Below are 14887 nucleotides of genomic sequence, written 5' to 3'. Positions count from 1 at the left end.
AAATAAAATCTCGTCATGTAAATATGCTCCCTGGGGTTCGTCATGCTGGCACTCGATGAGATTTGGCGCATTTTGGGGTTTAAAGTGTAGTGTGTACCTTGATGGTGTGACGCATATGATAGAACTACGAAAAGCCCCCCGAGTCAACGTCACCTGGCGTGCTGGCGTCAAACTCAAAGATGGTCGACTCATCGTGTGTAACGCGGTCAATAGTTCCAAAAACGGTCTTTTGCTCGAGTGCGCGCAAGGCTTATCTCTTGATGTCACATACCCCCTCATTATCGAGATACCTTCTCTGGCCAACCGCGCAGAGCTTATTCATGTCAGTTGTCAATGCGAAGTAAAGCACGTAGTGTTGAAGGGCGAAAATTACCGCATAGGCATTGCCCTAAGTGGCTTACCAAGTAACGACGGTGAATTAATCAGTGCCTGGGTTTCAATGACAAGTCAAAATATGTCGGTGGTCTGAGAATAGTTAACGCTTACTTTGACGTCGCCCTATTAATTTGGGCGCGTCCTCATTTCGATGGCTTACGACAGCTTCTCCTTGCGTCCAAGCATCGTCTTACTGTCTATTAATCAGGTTGTGTAAGTAGTCAGATTGATCGATAGGGTAAGACTTGTCTTGCTCGCAGTGCCATCCATCTATAAAATGGCGGTGTTTTGGTGCTCGCAGACATATTCATGTTTGCGGTTAAACGGGAAACATCAATTTCTTCTTGGTTCAAATTGCTCTTCGCTTGCTCTATCGGCTAGATTAATTTAATGCTTCGAGGCAATATAAATGTGCTGCCCCCGCAACGGTGTACAAATTGTTCAACTTCGTGTTGAGCCAGCCATCTTGCAATACCACTGTGCTTGTTTGCATGGGAAGGTCAGATGGTGATATTTGTCAGCCCGGATACCGGCCAGAATACGTGAAGTAATACGAACGGGGAGTTTCGTTGTTGACTGACTTTGGTTCTGAACTTATTAGTTTTGGGGACAATCAGCTGAACCACCTCTGTTACGTGATTATTTTGTTCTAGGCTGCCTGCGGGGACGTTGGCTGCGTGATCTATTTATTCTCATTAGCATGAATCTTGTATTAAAACCTCTCGCCATTACGTTGGCCGTGGCCGCTGCTTTTCCAGCTGCCTCCTTCGCTCAGTCCGTTTCCAATAGTACTGCTCAAAACATCGTTGTGACTGCTGGACGTCAGGTTCAGGCCGCTAAGGACGTATTGGCCGACAACGTCATCATTACCTCCGAACAAATCGCACAAGCTGGTTCCGAATCTTTAGTTGATTTACTGCAACAACAACGTGGCATTGAAATCACGCGTAACGGCGGTGCTGGAACGACTTCTTCCGTGTTGATGCGCGGTGGTAGCAATGCGCAAAATATTGTATTGATTGACGGTGTGCGTTACAGCTCATCAACGGTCGGTGGTGCCAGTTGGGAAACCATTCCATTGGGACAAATTGATCATATCGAAATCGTTTATGGGCCATTATCCAGCTTGTATGGTGCTGATGCGATGGGTGGCGTTATTCAGATTTTCACAAAAAAAGGAAGTGGCCCTATATCGCTGACAGCATCAGTTGGCGCTGGTAGTTATGGCTTACGTAAAATGCAGGCGGGTGTCTTTGGCTCGTCGGGCAATGAATTTAACTATGCCCTCAATGTTGGGCATGAGAACAATACGGGTTTCTCTGCAACGAATCCTAGCGCTGGTAAATATAGCTATAACGCAGATAATGATGGTTACAAGCTTGATAGCGCGAGCGGCAGTTTTAATTGGCAACTCGCACCAGGTTACGAAGCGGGTATTAAATTTATGCAAAGTCGCTTGAATGCGCAATTTGATTCAGGCCCATCTTACGATGACCACTCCGTTGAGCAGTTGCAAACTATCGCTGTTTACGGCAATGTCAAAGTCAATGATATGTGGACTTCGCATGTGCAGTTTGCGCAATCCAATAATCTCAATTTTACGGACGCTTCATACGGTCAAAGTCAAATCGATACGCATCAAAATCTGATCAGTTTCCAGAACGATATCAGATTAGGTAAGGATGTTTTGCAATTGATTGCAGAAAGCCGTCAGGAAAAAGTGAATGGCTCGACAGCTGCACTCAATCAGAAACGCACGACAAATTCTGTTGCTGCTTCTTATGTTTGGAAACAAGATGCGCATTTAGCCAGCGTAAGTGTGCGTAATGATAATAGCTCAGTCTATGGTTCCAACTCCACCGGAGGTGTTGCGTACGGTTACCGTTTGACATCAGAGTGGCGAGTCAATGCCAGCTACGGTACCAGCTTCCGTGCACCCACGTACAATGAGCTTTACTATCCTGGTTATGGCATTGCGACCAATCAACCTGAAAAAGCAAAAAATGCGGAAGTTGGCATTTACTACGAGAATCTGACGACGCAGTTAAGTGCTGTTGTGTACCAAAACAAGGCAACTGATCTTCTCGTCAGTACAAATGTTTGTCCTGTGCAAACGTCTACGCATCCCTATGGTTGTGCTTACAACGTTGATCAAGCAACGATGTTAGGTATTACGCTGGGCGGTAGCACGCGCATGGCAGATCTGATGTTGCGCGGTTCTCTCGATATTCAAAATCCTGAGGACGATACAACCGGTAAACGTCTGGCGCGTCGGGCAAAACAACATGCAAGCTTTGCGGCAGAATACACAATAAATAAAGCTAAAATTGGTGTGGAAACACTGTTTAGTGGCAATCGGTTTGATAACGTTACTAATGTGCGTACTTTGGCTGGCTATAGCTTAATGAATTTGTATGGTACTTATGCCGTAACAAAAGACATTTCTTTACTGGCTCGCTGGAACAACGTATTGAATAAAAACTATGCGTTGGCTTATGGCTATAACACGCCTGGCTCCAACGTGTACGTTGGTCTGAATTACGGTTTTAAATAATACAACATGCACACCTCCTCTCGGTTACTTTGTCGTTCGTTGCCGGGATGGGTTTATGTCCGTTTTCGGATGATATGAAGAACCGCTCCAGCTATCTGGGGCGGTTTTGTATTGTTTGAGATGTATAAAGCTTTGCCAGATTTCAGCAGGGGCAGTCGTTGCGATGAGATCTGAAAATAAATGTTTGATGCGTTGATTGGTCGGTACCTTAAATTGCTATGACCAGTCAATTTTGTAGTTGAAGCAATGGGTGGTCACCGCTGAGTGTATTGAGTGCTCGCTCCCCCCCCCAATTTTATGGTTCAGGCATAACGCCCATGTCTTTCTTTTCTTTTCGTCAGCGTCCGCACCTGCCGCATCTACCGCATCAGCCGTCGATATCAGCGGCGATTCGTGCTGGCGTGGTACTCCCATTTTTAATTTTTATTGCCTTCGCGAGCATCATCATCGCTTGCCTTACTGGTTCAGTAAGTCTGAATCTTAGTGAGTTGTGGCAAGCCTTGATCGAGCTGATTCGTGGTGAACCTGCATCACTTGCTGCAAGTTTATTAGAACTTCGCTTGGGACGTGCATTAACGGGCTTTATTACCGGTGCGACATTGGCATTGTCTGGTGTCCTGATGCAGGCTTTATTGCGTAACCCGTTAGCAGATCCGTATGTGCTCGGCATCTCGGGAGGCGCATCGGTAGGCGCCTTGGCCATGATTTTGTTTTATGGGACATTCTGGATGGTCGACATGGCGGCGTTTGCCGGCGCGATCATCGTCGCTTTATTGCTATTTGCGCTCGCCTATCGCGATTTGCGCGGCAGTGGCAGCAGTGATGGCAGCGCCCCCGTTTTATTGCTGACTGGTGTGATCGTTGCTTCCGGATGCGGTGCGTTGATTACTTTAATGTTGTCCATTGCCCCTGACAGCCGCTTGCGTGGCATGGTTTTTTGGATGATCGGAGATTTGTCAAATACACAGGGACGTTATATGCCGTGGATCATTGGTGTCGGCGTGCTCTTGTTCGCGATGCGCAATGCGCGGGGTATTAATGTGGCAGCAATGCATGCTGATAATGCGACGACACTTGGTGTCAATGTGGGGCGTTTGCGGCAGCTGTTATTTTTCTGCTCTGCATTATTGACGGCAAGCGCTGTCAGTACCGCTGGTAGTATTGGTTTTGTTGGACTGATCATGCCACATGCATGTCGCTTTGCATTGGGGCCCGATCACCGATTATTGATTCCTGCCGCCACGTTGGCTGGGGGGAGTTTTCTGGTGTTAGCCGATACTATCGCTCGTACCGCCGTCGCGCCACAGCAGTTACCGGTTGGGGTGATCACAGCGATCATCGGTGTGCCGGTGTTTTTGCTTCAATTGCATCAATTGCGGAGGCGCTGATGGATATTCGTGATCTGAGCCTTAAGGCTGGCAACCGTCAACTGATACAACACCTTAATTGGACGATCAATGCGGGCGAGTGTTGGTGCATTATCGGTCGGAATGGTGCGGGTAAAAGTACTCTACTAAGAACCCTAGCTGGCTTGCGCGATGCTGAATCCGGACAGATTTTTTTGCACGATAAATCACTGCGTGACTGGCCGTTGTTGGCGCTAGCCCGAGAGCGAGCTTTTTTGCCGCAAAATAGAACCGATGCATTTGCTTATCGCGCCATTGATACGGTCTTAAGCGCTCGTCATCCCTACCAGGGAACGCAGTACTGGGAGTCTGATTCAGATTTGCATATCGCGATGCAAGCCCTGCGTGAATTGGATGTTGATGATCTGGCGCAGCGTGATGTACGCAGCCTGTCTGGCGGTGAGCGGCAGCGTGTCGCCATCGCGGCTTTGCTGGCGCAGGATGCACAATGCATGTTATTAGATGAGCCTGCAAATGCCCTCGATCTGGCGCATCAGGTCCGGGTCATGCAGTTGTTCTCTACGTTATGCCGCGAACAAAATAAAACGGTCGTGATGGTCAGCCATGATTTAAATCTGGCTTATCGTATTGCGACCCATGCCTTACTACTGATGGGGGACGGCAGCTGGATGGCAGGGCCCGCTGAGCAAATTTTAGATGCAGAACAATTGAGTCATTGTCTGGGACATCCTATTGAACGATTTACCCACCACGGACAAACGCTGTTTTTACCCCGCGATTAACCAGGATCATCATGAGTAACATTGACATTTCTAACGAATCACCAGACACAAGCAAGGATCTTGCTTCCACCACTGAGATAGACGAGTTGAACACACGTCATCAACGGCGCATGCAGCGCAAGAAAGCATTGATAGACGAAAAAATAGAACAGGCGCAGCGAACAACGGGCGTGCTGTTGGTGCATACCGGCAATGGCAAAGGAAAAAGTTCAAGTGCCTTTGGGATGGTGATGCGCGCGCTGGGACATGGCATGAAAGTCGGCGTTGTACAGTTTATTAAAGGTGCCATGTCGACCGGTGAAGAAATCTTTTTGCGCCGTTTCCCTGATGAAGTGCAATTCTATGCCATGGGTGAAGGATATACCTGGGAAACTCAGAATCGCGAACGTGATATCGAAAAGGCGACGAAAGCCTGGGAGCAGGGGAAGAAATTTCTCAATGATCCGACGATAGGGTTGGTTGTTTTCGACGAGCTCAATATCGCCCTCAAATACCACTATCTCGACATTCAGACGGTGATCGAGGATTTGGATGCTAGACCAGAAATGCAACATGTGGTGGTGACTGGTCGGGGCGCTCTGCCAGAGCTGATTGCGATTGCAGACACGGTCACAGAGATGCAAGTCGTTAAGCATGCATTTAAAGACGGTATCGTTGCGCAGGCAGGTGTGGAATGGTAAGCACTTCAGCCAAGGTTGTTATGGTGTCGGCGATCGCTTCAGGGCAGGGCAAGACCACCACCACAGCAGCACTCGCAAGAAAATTAGTCAAACTGGGAAAGACTGTTCGTATTTTTAAGGCGGGTCCTGATTTTATAGACCCTATGATACTGGAGCGCGCTTGTGGCTCTCCAGTGTACTCGCTGGATTTATGGATGGTTGGGCACGCTGCATCACAAGCGATGTTAGCAGAAGCGGCACAAAGTGCAGATGTGATTTTGATCGAAGGCGTGATGGGGCTCTATGATGGCAATCCCTCTTCAGCAGATCTGGCACGGGCATTTGGCGTTCCTGTCTTGGCCGTATTGGACGCATCGGCCATGGCGCAGACCGTTGGGGCGTTGGCACTGGGTTTGCGGGATTTTGGACCGGTCAATCTTGCTGGCGTCATTGCCAATCGTGTGGCGTCCGAAGGCCACGCAAAGATGGTGGCGGAAGCGATGCGGGATATTCCTTTACTTGGCAGTCTTATGCGGCAGGAGCAGGTTTTACCAGAGCGCCATTTAGGGCTGGTATTGCCACAAGAAGTGTCCGACATCGATACGATACTGGATCGCATGGCTGACCAATTATCGCTCAACATGGATGCCTGGAGTGCGTTGCCGGAAACATCGTTTGACAGCGATGTTGATTCACTTGTCGATGCAGTTGAATCAGCAAAGCCTCTGCAAGGTAAAACAATTGCCATCGCCCGCGACGCAGCTTTTGCATTTTTATATCCAGCCAATCTGCGTTGTCTACAAGATCTTGGCGCTGAACTTATTTATTTTTCGCCGATAGCAAATGAAGCGATTCCAGTGCAGGCCGATGCACTGTATTTGCCGGGCGGTTATCCTGAGCTACACGCTGAGGCGTTGACGCGGTCGCAGCAATGGCTCGATTCAGTCCGGCGGTCGCATGCAGCTGGACTGCCTATTTGGGCGGAGTGTGGCGGTATGATGGTACTGACCGATGCATTAACAGACCAGAACAGACAGACCTGGGCGATGGCAGGACTTTTATCTGGTCGCGTCATCATGCAGCAACGACTGGCTGCGCTTGGCGGGCAGGAATGGTCGGATTCGACGAAAGAGACTACAAACACATTCGCTCTACGTGGGCACACATTCCATTATTCACGGTTCGACACGACGCTGATGCCATTTTCTCACGCCAGTAAGCAGCGTGATGGAGCGCAAGGTGAAGCACTGTACCAAGTTGGCAATACAAGGGCATCGTATTTTCATGCGTATTTCCCCTCTGACCCAGCGATGGTCGCGCGTCTGTTTTTAGCGGAGTAATGATGAAGCATATGCTGGTATTTGGCGGTGCACGTTCGGGTAAAAGCAGGTTTGCTGAACGTATGGTGCAAGAGAGGAGTGCTGGTGGAAAGCAGGTTGTGTATATCGCCACCGCTTGTCCTTCGTCTGACCCAGAGATGCAGTCAAGAATTCTTCACCATCAGCAGCAACGACCACCGCACTGGACTACCGTAGAGCAGCCACTCAGTTTGGGATCGGCAATTGAAACATATAGCCGGAGAGATACCATTGTGATCATCGATTGCCTCACAGTCTGGCTTTCGAACTGTCTATTTTCAGGAAAGACAGACTTTCCGGACGTCGGAACGATTACACCACCGCCGGCATTCACGCAGGAGCGGCAGGCATTGCTCAATGCGCTTGCGAGTGCAGTCGGTGAGGTGATGCTGGTATCGAATGAAGTGGGTATGGGTATTGTGCCGATGGGGGCTGTGTCACGCTGGTTCGTGGATGAAGCAGGACGATTAAACCAAGATGTCGCCGCTGTGTGCGAAAGCGTCGTGTGGGTCGCTGCGGGATTGCCTTTATATCTGAAGGGACAATCATGTTGATGTTGACTGGTGTCGAGGTCGCATGTTGTGTTGTGGTGGGACTGATCGTCGATATGTTGATTGGTGAGGTCAGCCGCTGGCATCCGTTGGTTGGTTTTGGGAATTGGGCAATCCGCATTGAGTCAAGCCTCAACCATTTGCATGCAAGTCGTTGGACCGGCGCGTTTGCTTGGTGTGTGGCGGTGTTGCCTTTGGTGGTGATCACCCAAGTCCTTTTGTTGCTGGCTACGCGGTTTAGTGTTTGGCTTGCACCTGTTTTACACATTTTACTTTTGTATTTTTGTGTTGGGCTGCGTAGTTTGCGTGACCATAATTTACCCATTCAGAGGGCCTTAGAGAATGGTGATCTGGTATCGGCACGCCGCCTGACTTCGTATATTGTCAGCCGAGATACTACCCAGGGGGATGAAGAATATCTTTCGAAAGCCAGTGTTGAGTCGGTCTTGGAAAATGGTTGTGATGCCGTGTTCGGTACGCTATTCTGGTTCGTTTTGTTGGGTGGTGCGGGTGCCGTGTTGTATCGCGCATCGAATACACTTGATGCGATGTGGGGGTATCGAAGCGACCGGTTTTTGCGCTTTGGTTGTGTGGCAGCCCGCATCGACGATGGGTTGAATTGGATTCCTGCACGGCTGACCGCTCTTAGTTACGCGCTATTGGGTCAGACGCGGTTAGCACTTCACTGCTGGCGTACGCAGGCACCTGGCTGGCCGAGCCCCAATGCTGGCTCAGTGATGTCCGCAGGTGCGGGCGCGCTCGGTCTGGCCTTGGGCGGTAGTGCGCGCTATGACGGTGTTGATGAGATTCGTCCATTGTTAGGGGCAGGGCGGCCTGCTTCATCGAAAGACATTAGTAGCGCGTGGCGACTGGTGTTGAATGCCGCCGTGTTATGGTCGGGCGTCATTATTTTGACTGCGATTTTCATGGGGGGAGCTTTGTATGCAGCATAGTTTGTTAGAGCATGGCGGTAACCTACGCGATGCAGTCAATAATTTCAAGCGCCCATTAGATCAATGGCTCGATTTGTCCACAGGGATTAATCCACGTTTTTATCCTGCACCTAGCATCGCAGACAATGCTTGGCACCGTTTGCCTGAACATTCTGATGAGTTAATCGCTGCTGCCATGACGTATTATGGCGCACCAGAGATGCTCGCCGTCGCGGGCACACAAGCCGCGATTCAATCATTGCCACACCTGCGCCATGCCCTATCAGGTCACTCCAAGGTGCTTGTCTCTGCACCGTCATACGCTGAGCATGCACATCAGTGGCGTCGCGGCGGTCACCAGGTGACAGACTGTATTTATCCTTTACTTGAGGCAGCTATCGATCAGGCTGATGTGGTGGTACTGTGTAATCCCAACAATCCGACGGGTGAAATGGTTGAGCCAGAAACACTCCTCACCTGGGCTGCGCGACTTGCGCAGCGTGGCGGCTGGCTAGTTGTCGATGAGGCCTTTGGCGACACGGTACCTGCATTGAGTGTTGCCAGCCACACGAAGCAGCCAGGCTTAATTGTATTGCGCTCGGTCGGAAAATTTTTTGGTTTAGCGGGCATACGCTTGGGTTTTGTCGCCGCACAGTCTGAGCTATTACAACGATTGGGTGCCATGCTGGGGCCTTGGACGGTAAGTGGACCTGCACAACAAATTGCGATTGCCGCTTTCGGTGATGTCGCATGGCAGGCTGATACTCGTCACTATTTACAACAACAAGGACAGCGATTACGCGACCTGCTCAGTGATGCTTCCATCAGCTCTTCTGGCACAGATTTATTTCAATGGTCGAGCCACCGTGATCTGGAGGGTCGCACGGAATTGTTATGGCACTTTATGGCTGAGCGCGGTATTTGGCTGCGTTGGTTTGCCCAGGCACCGTTCCGCCCGCATGGCGTGCGTTTCGGCTTACCGGGCACTGAGGTTGGGTGGCAACGTTTGAATCATGCCTTGAATGAATGGACACAGCAATATGCATAAATTATTCAGAATAAGCTTTACCACGATATTACTAGCAATGCTGAGCACCTTGAGCATGTATGGTGTCGCAGCAGTGACAGTCACAGATGATTTGGGTAACAAGGTAACACTTGATCGTCCTGCGCGACGCGTGATTAGCCTAGCACCGCACGTCACAGAGCTCATTTTTGCGGCAGGCGGCGGTAGCAAAATAATCGGTACCGTGAAGTACAGCGATTATCCTGAAGCGGCTAAAGCAATTCCGAGAATAGGAGACCTGCGTCAAGTTGATCTTGAGCGAATCATCGCTTTAAAGCCAGACTTAATGGTCGTTTGGATGCATGGTGCCTTCAATCAACAATTGGATACGTTACGGAAATCGGGTATTCCCTTTTTTTTCAGCGAACCGCAAAAATTATCTCAGGTTCCCGAGACGCTGATTAATCTTGGACAATTAATGGAGACAGAAGCCATTGCACAATCAGCCGCCGCCACTTTTCAGCAACAGCTACAACAGTTAACAATACAAAATCAGCATAAATCTAAGGTACGTAGCTTTTATCAGGTATGGGGGCACCCTTTATATACATTGAATGACAAACACATTGTCAGCGATGCGATTCGTCTGTGCGGTGGTGAAAATATGTTTGGTGCACTCGCGCCATCTGCACCAGTGGTGACGGTAGAAGCGGTATTGCAGGCAAATCCTGAGTTGATTATAGGTACCACCTCAATGGGTGACAGTAAGAACGATATTGATCAATGGAAGAATTTTCCGACCCTGTTAGCGAACAAGAATCACAACCTGTTAGTGATCGAGGGAGATCTGATGAATCGTCCGGGTCCCCGCACAATTGAAGGTGCAAAGGCGATCTGCGCCTTACTCGACCAGGCGCGTCAGCATCGCAGTACTGATATAGCGAAGGGACTGAAATGAGTTTGTATCAACGTGTAGCATGTTTGTCGACAGAAGCTGTCGAAGTGATGTATGCACTCGGTGCCGAAGATCTCGTGGTCGGCATCTCTGGCTATACTGTCCGTCCTGCGCGCGCGCGCGAAGAAAAGCCGAAAATCAGTGCTTTTTCATCAGGTAAAGTAGAGCGGGTTCTCGCCGTCCAACCTGATCTCGTGTTGGCATATTCAAATATGCAGGCAGAACTTTGTCGTGAGTTGATCAACGCTGGCGTTGAGGTACATGCCTTTAACCAGCGCACGATTGCTGGCATCTTTCGTATGATCAAAACGGTAGGGCAATTGGTTGATAAGCAAGCAGCAGCGGAGATGTTGATAGCAAGCTTGCAGAATGAGATTGACGCCATCAAGGCGCAGACCGCCATAGAGAAAATCCGTCCCAAAGTCTATTTTGAAGAGTGGAACGATCCATTAATGTCTGCGATTGGTTGGGTCTCTGAGTTGATTTCGGTCGCTGGTGGTGATGACGTATTCGCTGATCTGGCAGTGAATTTCAGTGCGAAACAGCGCATCATTGCTGATCCCGCTGAAGTCATCAGAAGAGGGCCGGATATTATCATTGGTTCCTGGTGTGGAAAAAAATTTCGACCAGAAACTGTCGCAGAGCGAGAGAATTGGTCGCAGATTCCTGCCGTCAGACATCGCTGGATCGTCGAGATTAAATCTCCGGATATTTTATCTCCTGGACCCGCCGCGATACAACATGGATTGCGTCAGTTGCGTGAGATTATTGCCGCTTGGCAGCGCGCACAAGCTTGATTTTTAGCTCTGTCTACGGCTACTCTGCCTATGCAGAAAGTATGTATTGTTAAATAATAGCGATACAATTCTATTTCATTTTTTCCGCTACAATCCGGAATCATTAGTTTCAATCACTGGCAGATCGGCAATCTTTCTGCTAGTTCGATGAGGCTAGTCAACCCTGCAGTTACAATAAATTTATTGTTGTTAAGATCGCAAGTATGCAACGAAACGCCGTCGTAGATGGTCAGCGGGTCGTTGGTTGTGATCAAACATGGATTTGTTACGCTGTCCAATTTCCGTTTCCAGGTTATTAAAACATGTGGATTGTTCAGATTGCTCTTCGGCGCCCCTACACTTTTATCGTCATGGCGCTGCTCATTTTATTGTCCACGCCCTTGGTCTTGACCAAAATGGCGACGGATATTTTGCCCGACATTAATATCCCGGTTGTCAGCATTATCTGGAACTATGGTGGTCTTTCTGCGCAAGAAATGGGGCAGAGGATTACTGCGACGAATGAACGTAGTCTGACTACGACGGTCAATGATATTGAGCATGTCGAGTCGCAATCGCTGGCGGGTATTGCGATTATCAAGATTTTTTTTCAGCCTAACGTCAATATTCAAATGGCGATTGCGCAGGTGGTGGCGATTGAACAGGCGCAACTACGTCAATTACCTCCCGGGATTACGCCGCCATTGATTATTAAGTACTCGGCATCGAGTATTCCTGTCGTTCAGCTTGGCTTGTCTAGTCCTACTATGACAGAGCAAGCATTGAGTGATACCGCCATTAATTTCCTACGCCCGCAACTGATTACTGTACCGGGGGCGGCGATTCCGTACCCTTATGGCGGGAAAATGCGGGTGGTATCGGTTGATCTGGACAATAAAGCGTTACTGGCAAAAGGTCTCACGCCAACCGATATTGTCAGTGCGGTTAATGCACAAAATCTGGCATTGCCATCTGGTACTGCAAAAATTGGTGCCACCGAATTCAACGTCGCCATGAATGGTTCGCCTGATACGATTGCTGGGCTTAATAATATTCCAGTCGTTGCAAAAAATGGCAGCACCACTTATTTATCCGAAGTCGCTCGCGTTCGGGACGGTTTTTCGCCACAGACCAACATCGTACGTCAGGACGGACAACGTGGCGCACTGCTCTCTGTATTAAAGAACGGTGGTTCTTCTACACTCGACATCGTCAATACTCTCAAGGGAATGTTGCCAGCGGTTGCCCAAGGTGTGCCAAAGGATTTAAAAATATCGACCTTGTTTGATCAGTCTGTCTTTGTGAAAGCGGCGATTAGCGGCGTGATCCATGAAGCACTGATTGCGGCATGTTTAACCGCCGCCATGATTTTGCTATTTTTAGGGAACTGGCGTAGTACTCTGATTATTGCAGTGTCGATTCCCTTGTCGATTTTGTCTTCTATTCTTGCTTTATATGCGATGGGAGAAACCATCAATATTATGACGCTAGGTGGTTTGGCCTTGGCCGTGGGCATTCTGGTCGACGATGCGACGGTGACGATTGAAAATATTGAGCGACATTTACATCAAGGTGTCGATTTACATAAAGCGATTCTTGATGGTGCCGGTGAAATTGCTATTCCGGCGCTGGTGTCAACCTTGTGTATTTGTATTGTCTTCGTACCGATGTTTTTCTTGGCGGGTGTTGCGAAGTTCCTGTTCGTTCCTCTGGCCGAAGCAGTGGTGTTTGCGATGCTGGCGTCCTATGTCCTGTCGCGGACGCTGGTGCCAACCATGGTGATGTTGATGATGGGTCATGCGCACCTCGATCCCCATGCGAAGCCAAGTCTGTTGCAACGTGTCTATCGCCGGTTTGACGCTGGGTTTGAAAAATTCCGCGGTGGCTATATCATTATCCTATCGACCTTATTGACGCATCGTAAGGTGTTTGGCGGTGCGTTTCTTGCCTTCTGTGTCCTGTCGTGCGGCTTGGTATTTACTCTTGGGCGTGACTTTTTCCCGAGCGTCGATTCTGGTCAAATTCGCTTGCATATGCGGGCGCCTACCGGTACCCGCTTAGAAGAAACAGCAAGAACTGCAGATGAGGTTGAAAAGTTCATCCGCACAATCATCCCTGCCAATGAATTAGAAACAATTCTGGATAATATTGGCTTGCCCTACAGCGGTATTAATCTTTCTTATAGCAATGCCGGAACGATAGGGACGATGGATGCTGAAATTCTGATGTCACTGTCAGAAGACCATCATGCGACAGCAATCTATGTTGAGCAGTTGCGCCGTGAGTTGCCAAAACGTTTCCCTGGCGTTGAGTTTTTCTTCCAGCCTGCGGATATTGTGACGCAGATTCTCAATTTTGGTTTGCCCGCAGCGTTGGATATTCAGATCGCAGGTGCTGATTTGCACACCAATTATCAACTCGCTAGTAAGTTGATGAAGCAGGTAAAAGCCATTCCAGGTGCCGTGGATGTACATATTCACCAAAAAAATAACCTGCCAACACTCGCCTTAACTATGGATCGCAGTCAGATCAAACAACTGGGTTTAAATCCTGTTGATGTTGCGCAGAACTTGTTGGTGTCACTGTCAGGTAGTTTTCAGACTGCACCAGCATTCTGGCTTAATCCGGCCAATGGCGTGGTCTATAGTGTGGCAGTGCAGACGCCGCAATACCAGATTAGTGATTTGGACACCTTGTTGCGCACCCCGGTTAAAGCGGCGAATGCAGCCAACGCTGCTAACGCCTCTGCAGTGGGGGGGATGCAGTCACAAATGTTGAGTAATCTGGTGGATGTCAAACCAGCGGAGCAATACGCAGTGATCTCGCACTACAACATCAAACCAGTCATCGATTTGTATGTCAGCGTGGAGGGGCGTGATCTGGCGGGAGTGGCTGGTGAAACAGAAAAACTAGTTAATCAATTGCGCGCAGAGTTGCCACGTGGTGCGACCATTACTATCCGTGGCCAAGTTGAGACCATGAGGTCGTCATTCGTCGGTCTTGGTGTAGGTCTCGCCATGGCAATCGTATTGGTGTATTTATTGATTGTCGTGAACTTCCAGTCTTGGGTGGATCCGTTCATCATTATTACGGCATTGCCTGCGGCACTGGCCGGGATTGTCTGGATGTTGTTCCTGACAGGTACAACCCTGAGCGTACCTGCATTAACAGGTGCGATTATGACGATGGGTGTGGCGACAGCAAACAGTATTTTGATGGTGTCGTTTGCGCGGCAATGTCTCAATGATGGCTTACCACCGCTGTCGGCGGCATTAGAAGCCGGTGCAACGCGGATTCGTCCGGTATTGATGACAGCACTGGCGATGATTATCGGTATGATCCCAATGGCCGTTGGTTTTGGTGAAGGCGCGGAGCAAAATGCGCCATTAGGTAGAGCCGTAATTGGTGGCTTGTTATTTGCGACGATCTCTACTTTGTTTTTTGTACCTATCGTCTTCGCAGGCATTCATCGCTATCTGAATCATCGTCAGGAAAAAAATAATCGGCACGTCGGGCAACGTCACCACGTCGCAGATGCCAGCTTACCAGTTGCAGAAGAAGGGAACTCTTAA

General features: G+C 49.2%; 12 protein-coding genes and 1 riboswitch. All 12 genes read left to right on the top strand.

What is annotated here, in order from left to right:
* Positions 1-115: 115 nt before the first annotated feature.
* The 12 genes from ACO0KV_RS02765 (at position 116) to ACO0KV_RS02710 (ending at position 14887) form a co-directional block, all read left to right on the top strand.
* Entirely contained in the window at positions 116-469 is a 354-nt protein-coding gene (locus tag ACO0KV_RS02765; RefSeq protein ID WP_423039644.1) for a PilZ domain-containing protein, read from the top strand.
* Positions 470-647: 178 nt separating this feature from the next.
* Positions 648-927: riboswitch (cobalamin riboswitch) on the top strand.
* Between the two features lie 148 nt (positions 928-1075).
* Entirely contained in the window at positions 1076-2929 is a 1854-nt protein-coding gene (locus tag ACO0KV_RS02760; protein ID WP_423039642.1) for a TonB-dependent receptor domain-containing protein, read from the top strand.
* Between the two features lie 317 nt (positions 2930-3246).
* Positions 3247-4317 carry a FecCD family ABC transporter permease gene (locus ACO0KV_RS02755; RefSeq protein WP_423039640.1) on the top strand — a complete coding sequence of 357 codons (1071 nt, stop codon included), beginning with the start codon at positions 3247-3249 and terminating at the stop codon, positions 4315-4317.
* Positions 4317-5078, top strand: coding sequence for an ABC transporter ATP-binding protein (locus tag ACO0KV_RS02750; protein WP_423039638.1), 762 nt, complete (start codon positions 4317-4319; stop codon positions 5076-5078). Before ACO0KV_RS02755 ends, ACO0KV_RS02750 begins: the two co-directional genes overlap by 1 nt.
* 11 nt (positions 5079-5089) lie before the next feature.
* Positions 5090-5758, top strand: a complete 669-nt coding sequence (gene cobO / locus ACO0KV_RS02745) for a cob(I)yrinic acid a,c-diamide adenosyltransferase (protein WP_423039636.1) — start codon at positions 5090-5092, stop codon at positions 5756-5758.
* On the top strand, positions 5752-7077 hold the full coding sequence (locus ACO0KV_RS02740; RefSeq protein ID WP_423039634.1) for a cobyrinate a,c-diamide synthase: 1326 nt from the start codon (positions 5752-5754) through the stop codon (positions 7075-7077). Before cobO ends, ACO0KV_RS02740 begins: the two co-directional genes overlap by 7 nt.
* Positions 7078-7079: 2 nt before the next feature.
* Complete coding sequence (gene cobU, locus ACO0KV_RS02735; protein WP_423039825.1) at positions 7080-7649, top strand: bifunctional adenosylcobinamide kinase/adenosylcobinamide-phosphate guanylyltransferase; 570 nt, start codon at positions 7080-7082, stop codon at positions 7647-7649.
* The gene (cbiB, locus tag ACO0KV_RS02730; protein WP_423039823.1) at positions 7649-8599 is read left to right on the top strand and encodes an adenosylcobinamide-phosphate synthase CbiB; all 951 of its coding nucleotides are present in this window, start codon (positions 7649-7651) and stop codon (positions 8597-8599) included. Before cobU ends, cbiB begins: the two co-directional genes overlap by 1 nt.
* 1 nt (position 8600) lies before the next feature.
* Positions 8601-9626 (top strand): threonine-phosphate decarboxylase CobD, encoded by a 1026-nt coding sequence (gene cobD / locus ACO0KV_RS02725; protein WP_423039821.1) that lies wholly within the window; start codon positions 8601-8603, stop codon positions 9624-9626.
* Positions 9619-10542: a cobalamin-binding protein gene (locus ACO0KV_RS02720; RefSeq protein WP_423039632.1), complete on the top strand. Its 924-nt coding sequence runs from the start codon at positions 9619-9621 to the stop codon at positions 10540-10542. Before cobD ends, ACO0KV_RS02720 begins: the two co-directional genes overlap by 8 nt.
* Positions 10539-11336, top strand: a complete 798-nt coding sequence (locus ACO0KV_RS02715) for an ABC transporter substrate-binding protein (protein ID WP_423039630.1) — start codon at positions 10539-10541, stop codon at positions 11334-11336. Before ACO0KV_RS02720 ends, ACO0KV_RS02715 begins: the two co-directional genes overlap by 4 nt.
* A gap of 302 nt (positions 11337-11638) precedes the next feature.
* Complete coding sequence (locus ACO0KV_RS02710) at positions 11639-14887, top strand: efflux RND transporter permease subunit (RefSeq protein ID WP_423039628.1); 3249 nt, start codon at positions 11639-11641, stop codon at positions 14885-14887.

Source organism: Undibacterium sp. RuRC25W (assembly GCF_049339825.1).
Taxonomy (GTDB): domain Bacteria; phylum Pseudomonadota; class Gammaproteobacteria; order Burkholderiales; family Burkholderiaceae_D; genus Undibacterium.
Note: the sequence above shows the minus strand (reverse complement) of the source record. Positions and strands in the feature narration are given on the sequence as shown.

Excerpts from the sequence above, each read along its gene's own strand:
- ACO0KV_RS02710 (WP_423039628.1), top strand. The coding sequence starts at position 11,639 with ATGTGGATTGTTCAGATTGCTCTTCGGCGCCCCTACACTTTTATCGTC.
- ACO0KV_RS02715 (WP_423039630.1), top strand. The coding sequence starts at position 10,539 with ATGAGTTTGTATCAACGTGTAGCATGTTTGTCGACAGAAGCTGTCGAA.
- ACO0KV_RS02755 (WP_423039640.1), top strand. The coding sequence starts at position 3,247 with ATGTCTTTCTTTTCTTTTCGTCAGCGTCCGCACCTGCCGCATCTACCG.
- ACO0KV_RS02750 (WP_423039638.1), top strand. The coding sequence starts at position 4,317 with ATGGATATTCGTGATCTGAGCCTTAAGGCTGGCAACCGTCAACTGATA.
- ACO0KV_RS02760 (WP_423039642.1), top strand. The coding sequence starts at position 1,076 with ATGAATCTTGTATTAAAACCTCTCGCCATTACGTTGGCCGTGGCCGCT.
- ACO0KV_RS02740 (WP_423039634.1), top strand. The coding sequence starts at position 5,752 with ATGGTAAGCACTTCAGCCAAGGTTGTTATGGTGTCGGCGATCGCTTCA.
- cbiB (WP_423039823.1), top strand. The coding sequence starts at position 7,649 with ATGTTGACTGGTGTCGAGGTCGCATGTTGTGTTGTGGTGGGACTGATC.
- cobO (WP_423039636.1), top strand. The coding sequence starts at position 5,090 with ATGAGTAACATTGACATTTCTAACGAATCACCAGACACAAGCAAGGAT.
- ACO0KV_RS02720 (WP_423039632.1), top strand. The coding sequence starts at position 9,619 with ATGCATAAATTATTCAGAATAAGCTTTACCACGATATTACTAGCAATG.
- ACO0KV_RS02765 (WP_423039644.1), top strand. The coding sequence starts at position 116 with ATGATAGAACTACGAAAAGCCCCCCGAGTCAACGTCACCTGGCGTGCT.
- cobU (WP_423039825.1), top strand. The coding sequence starts at position 7,080 with ATGAAGCATATGCTGGTATTTGGCGGTGCACGTTCGGGTAAAAGCAGG.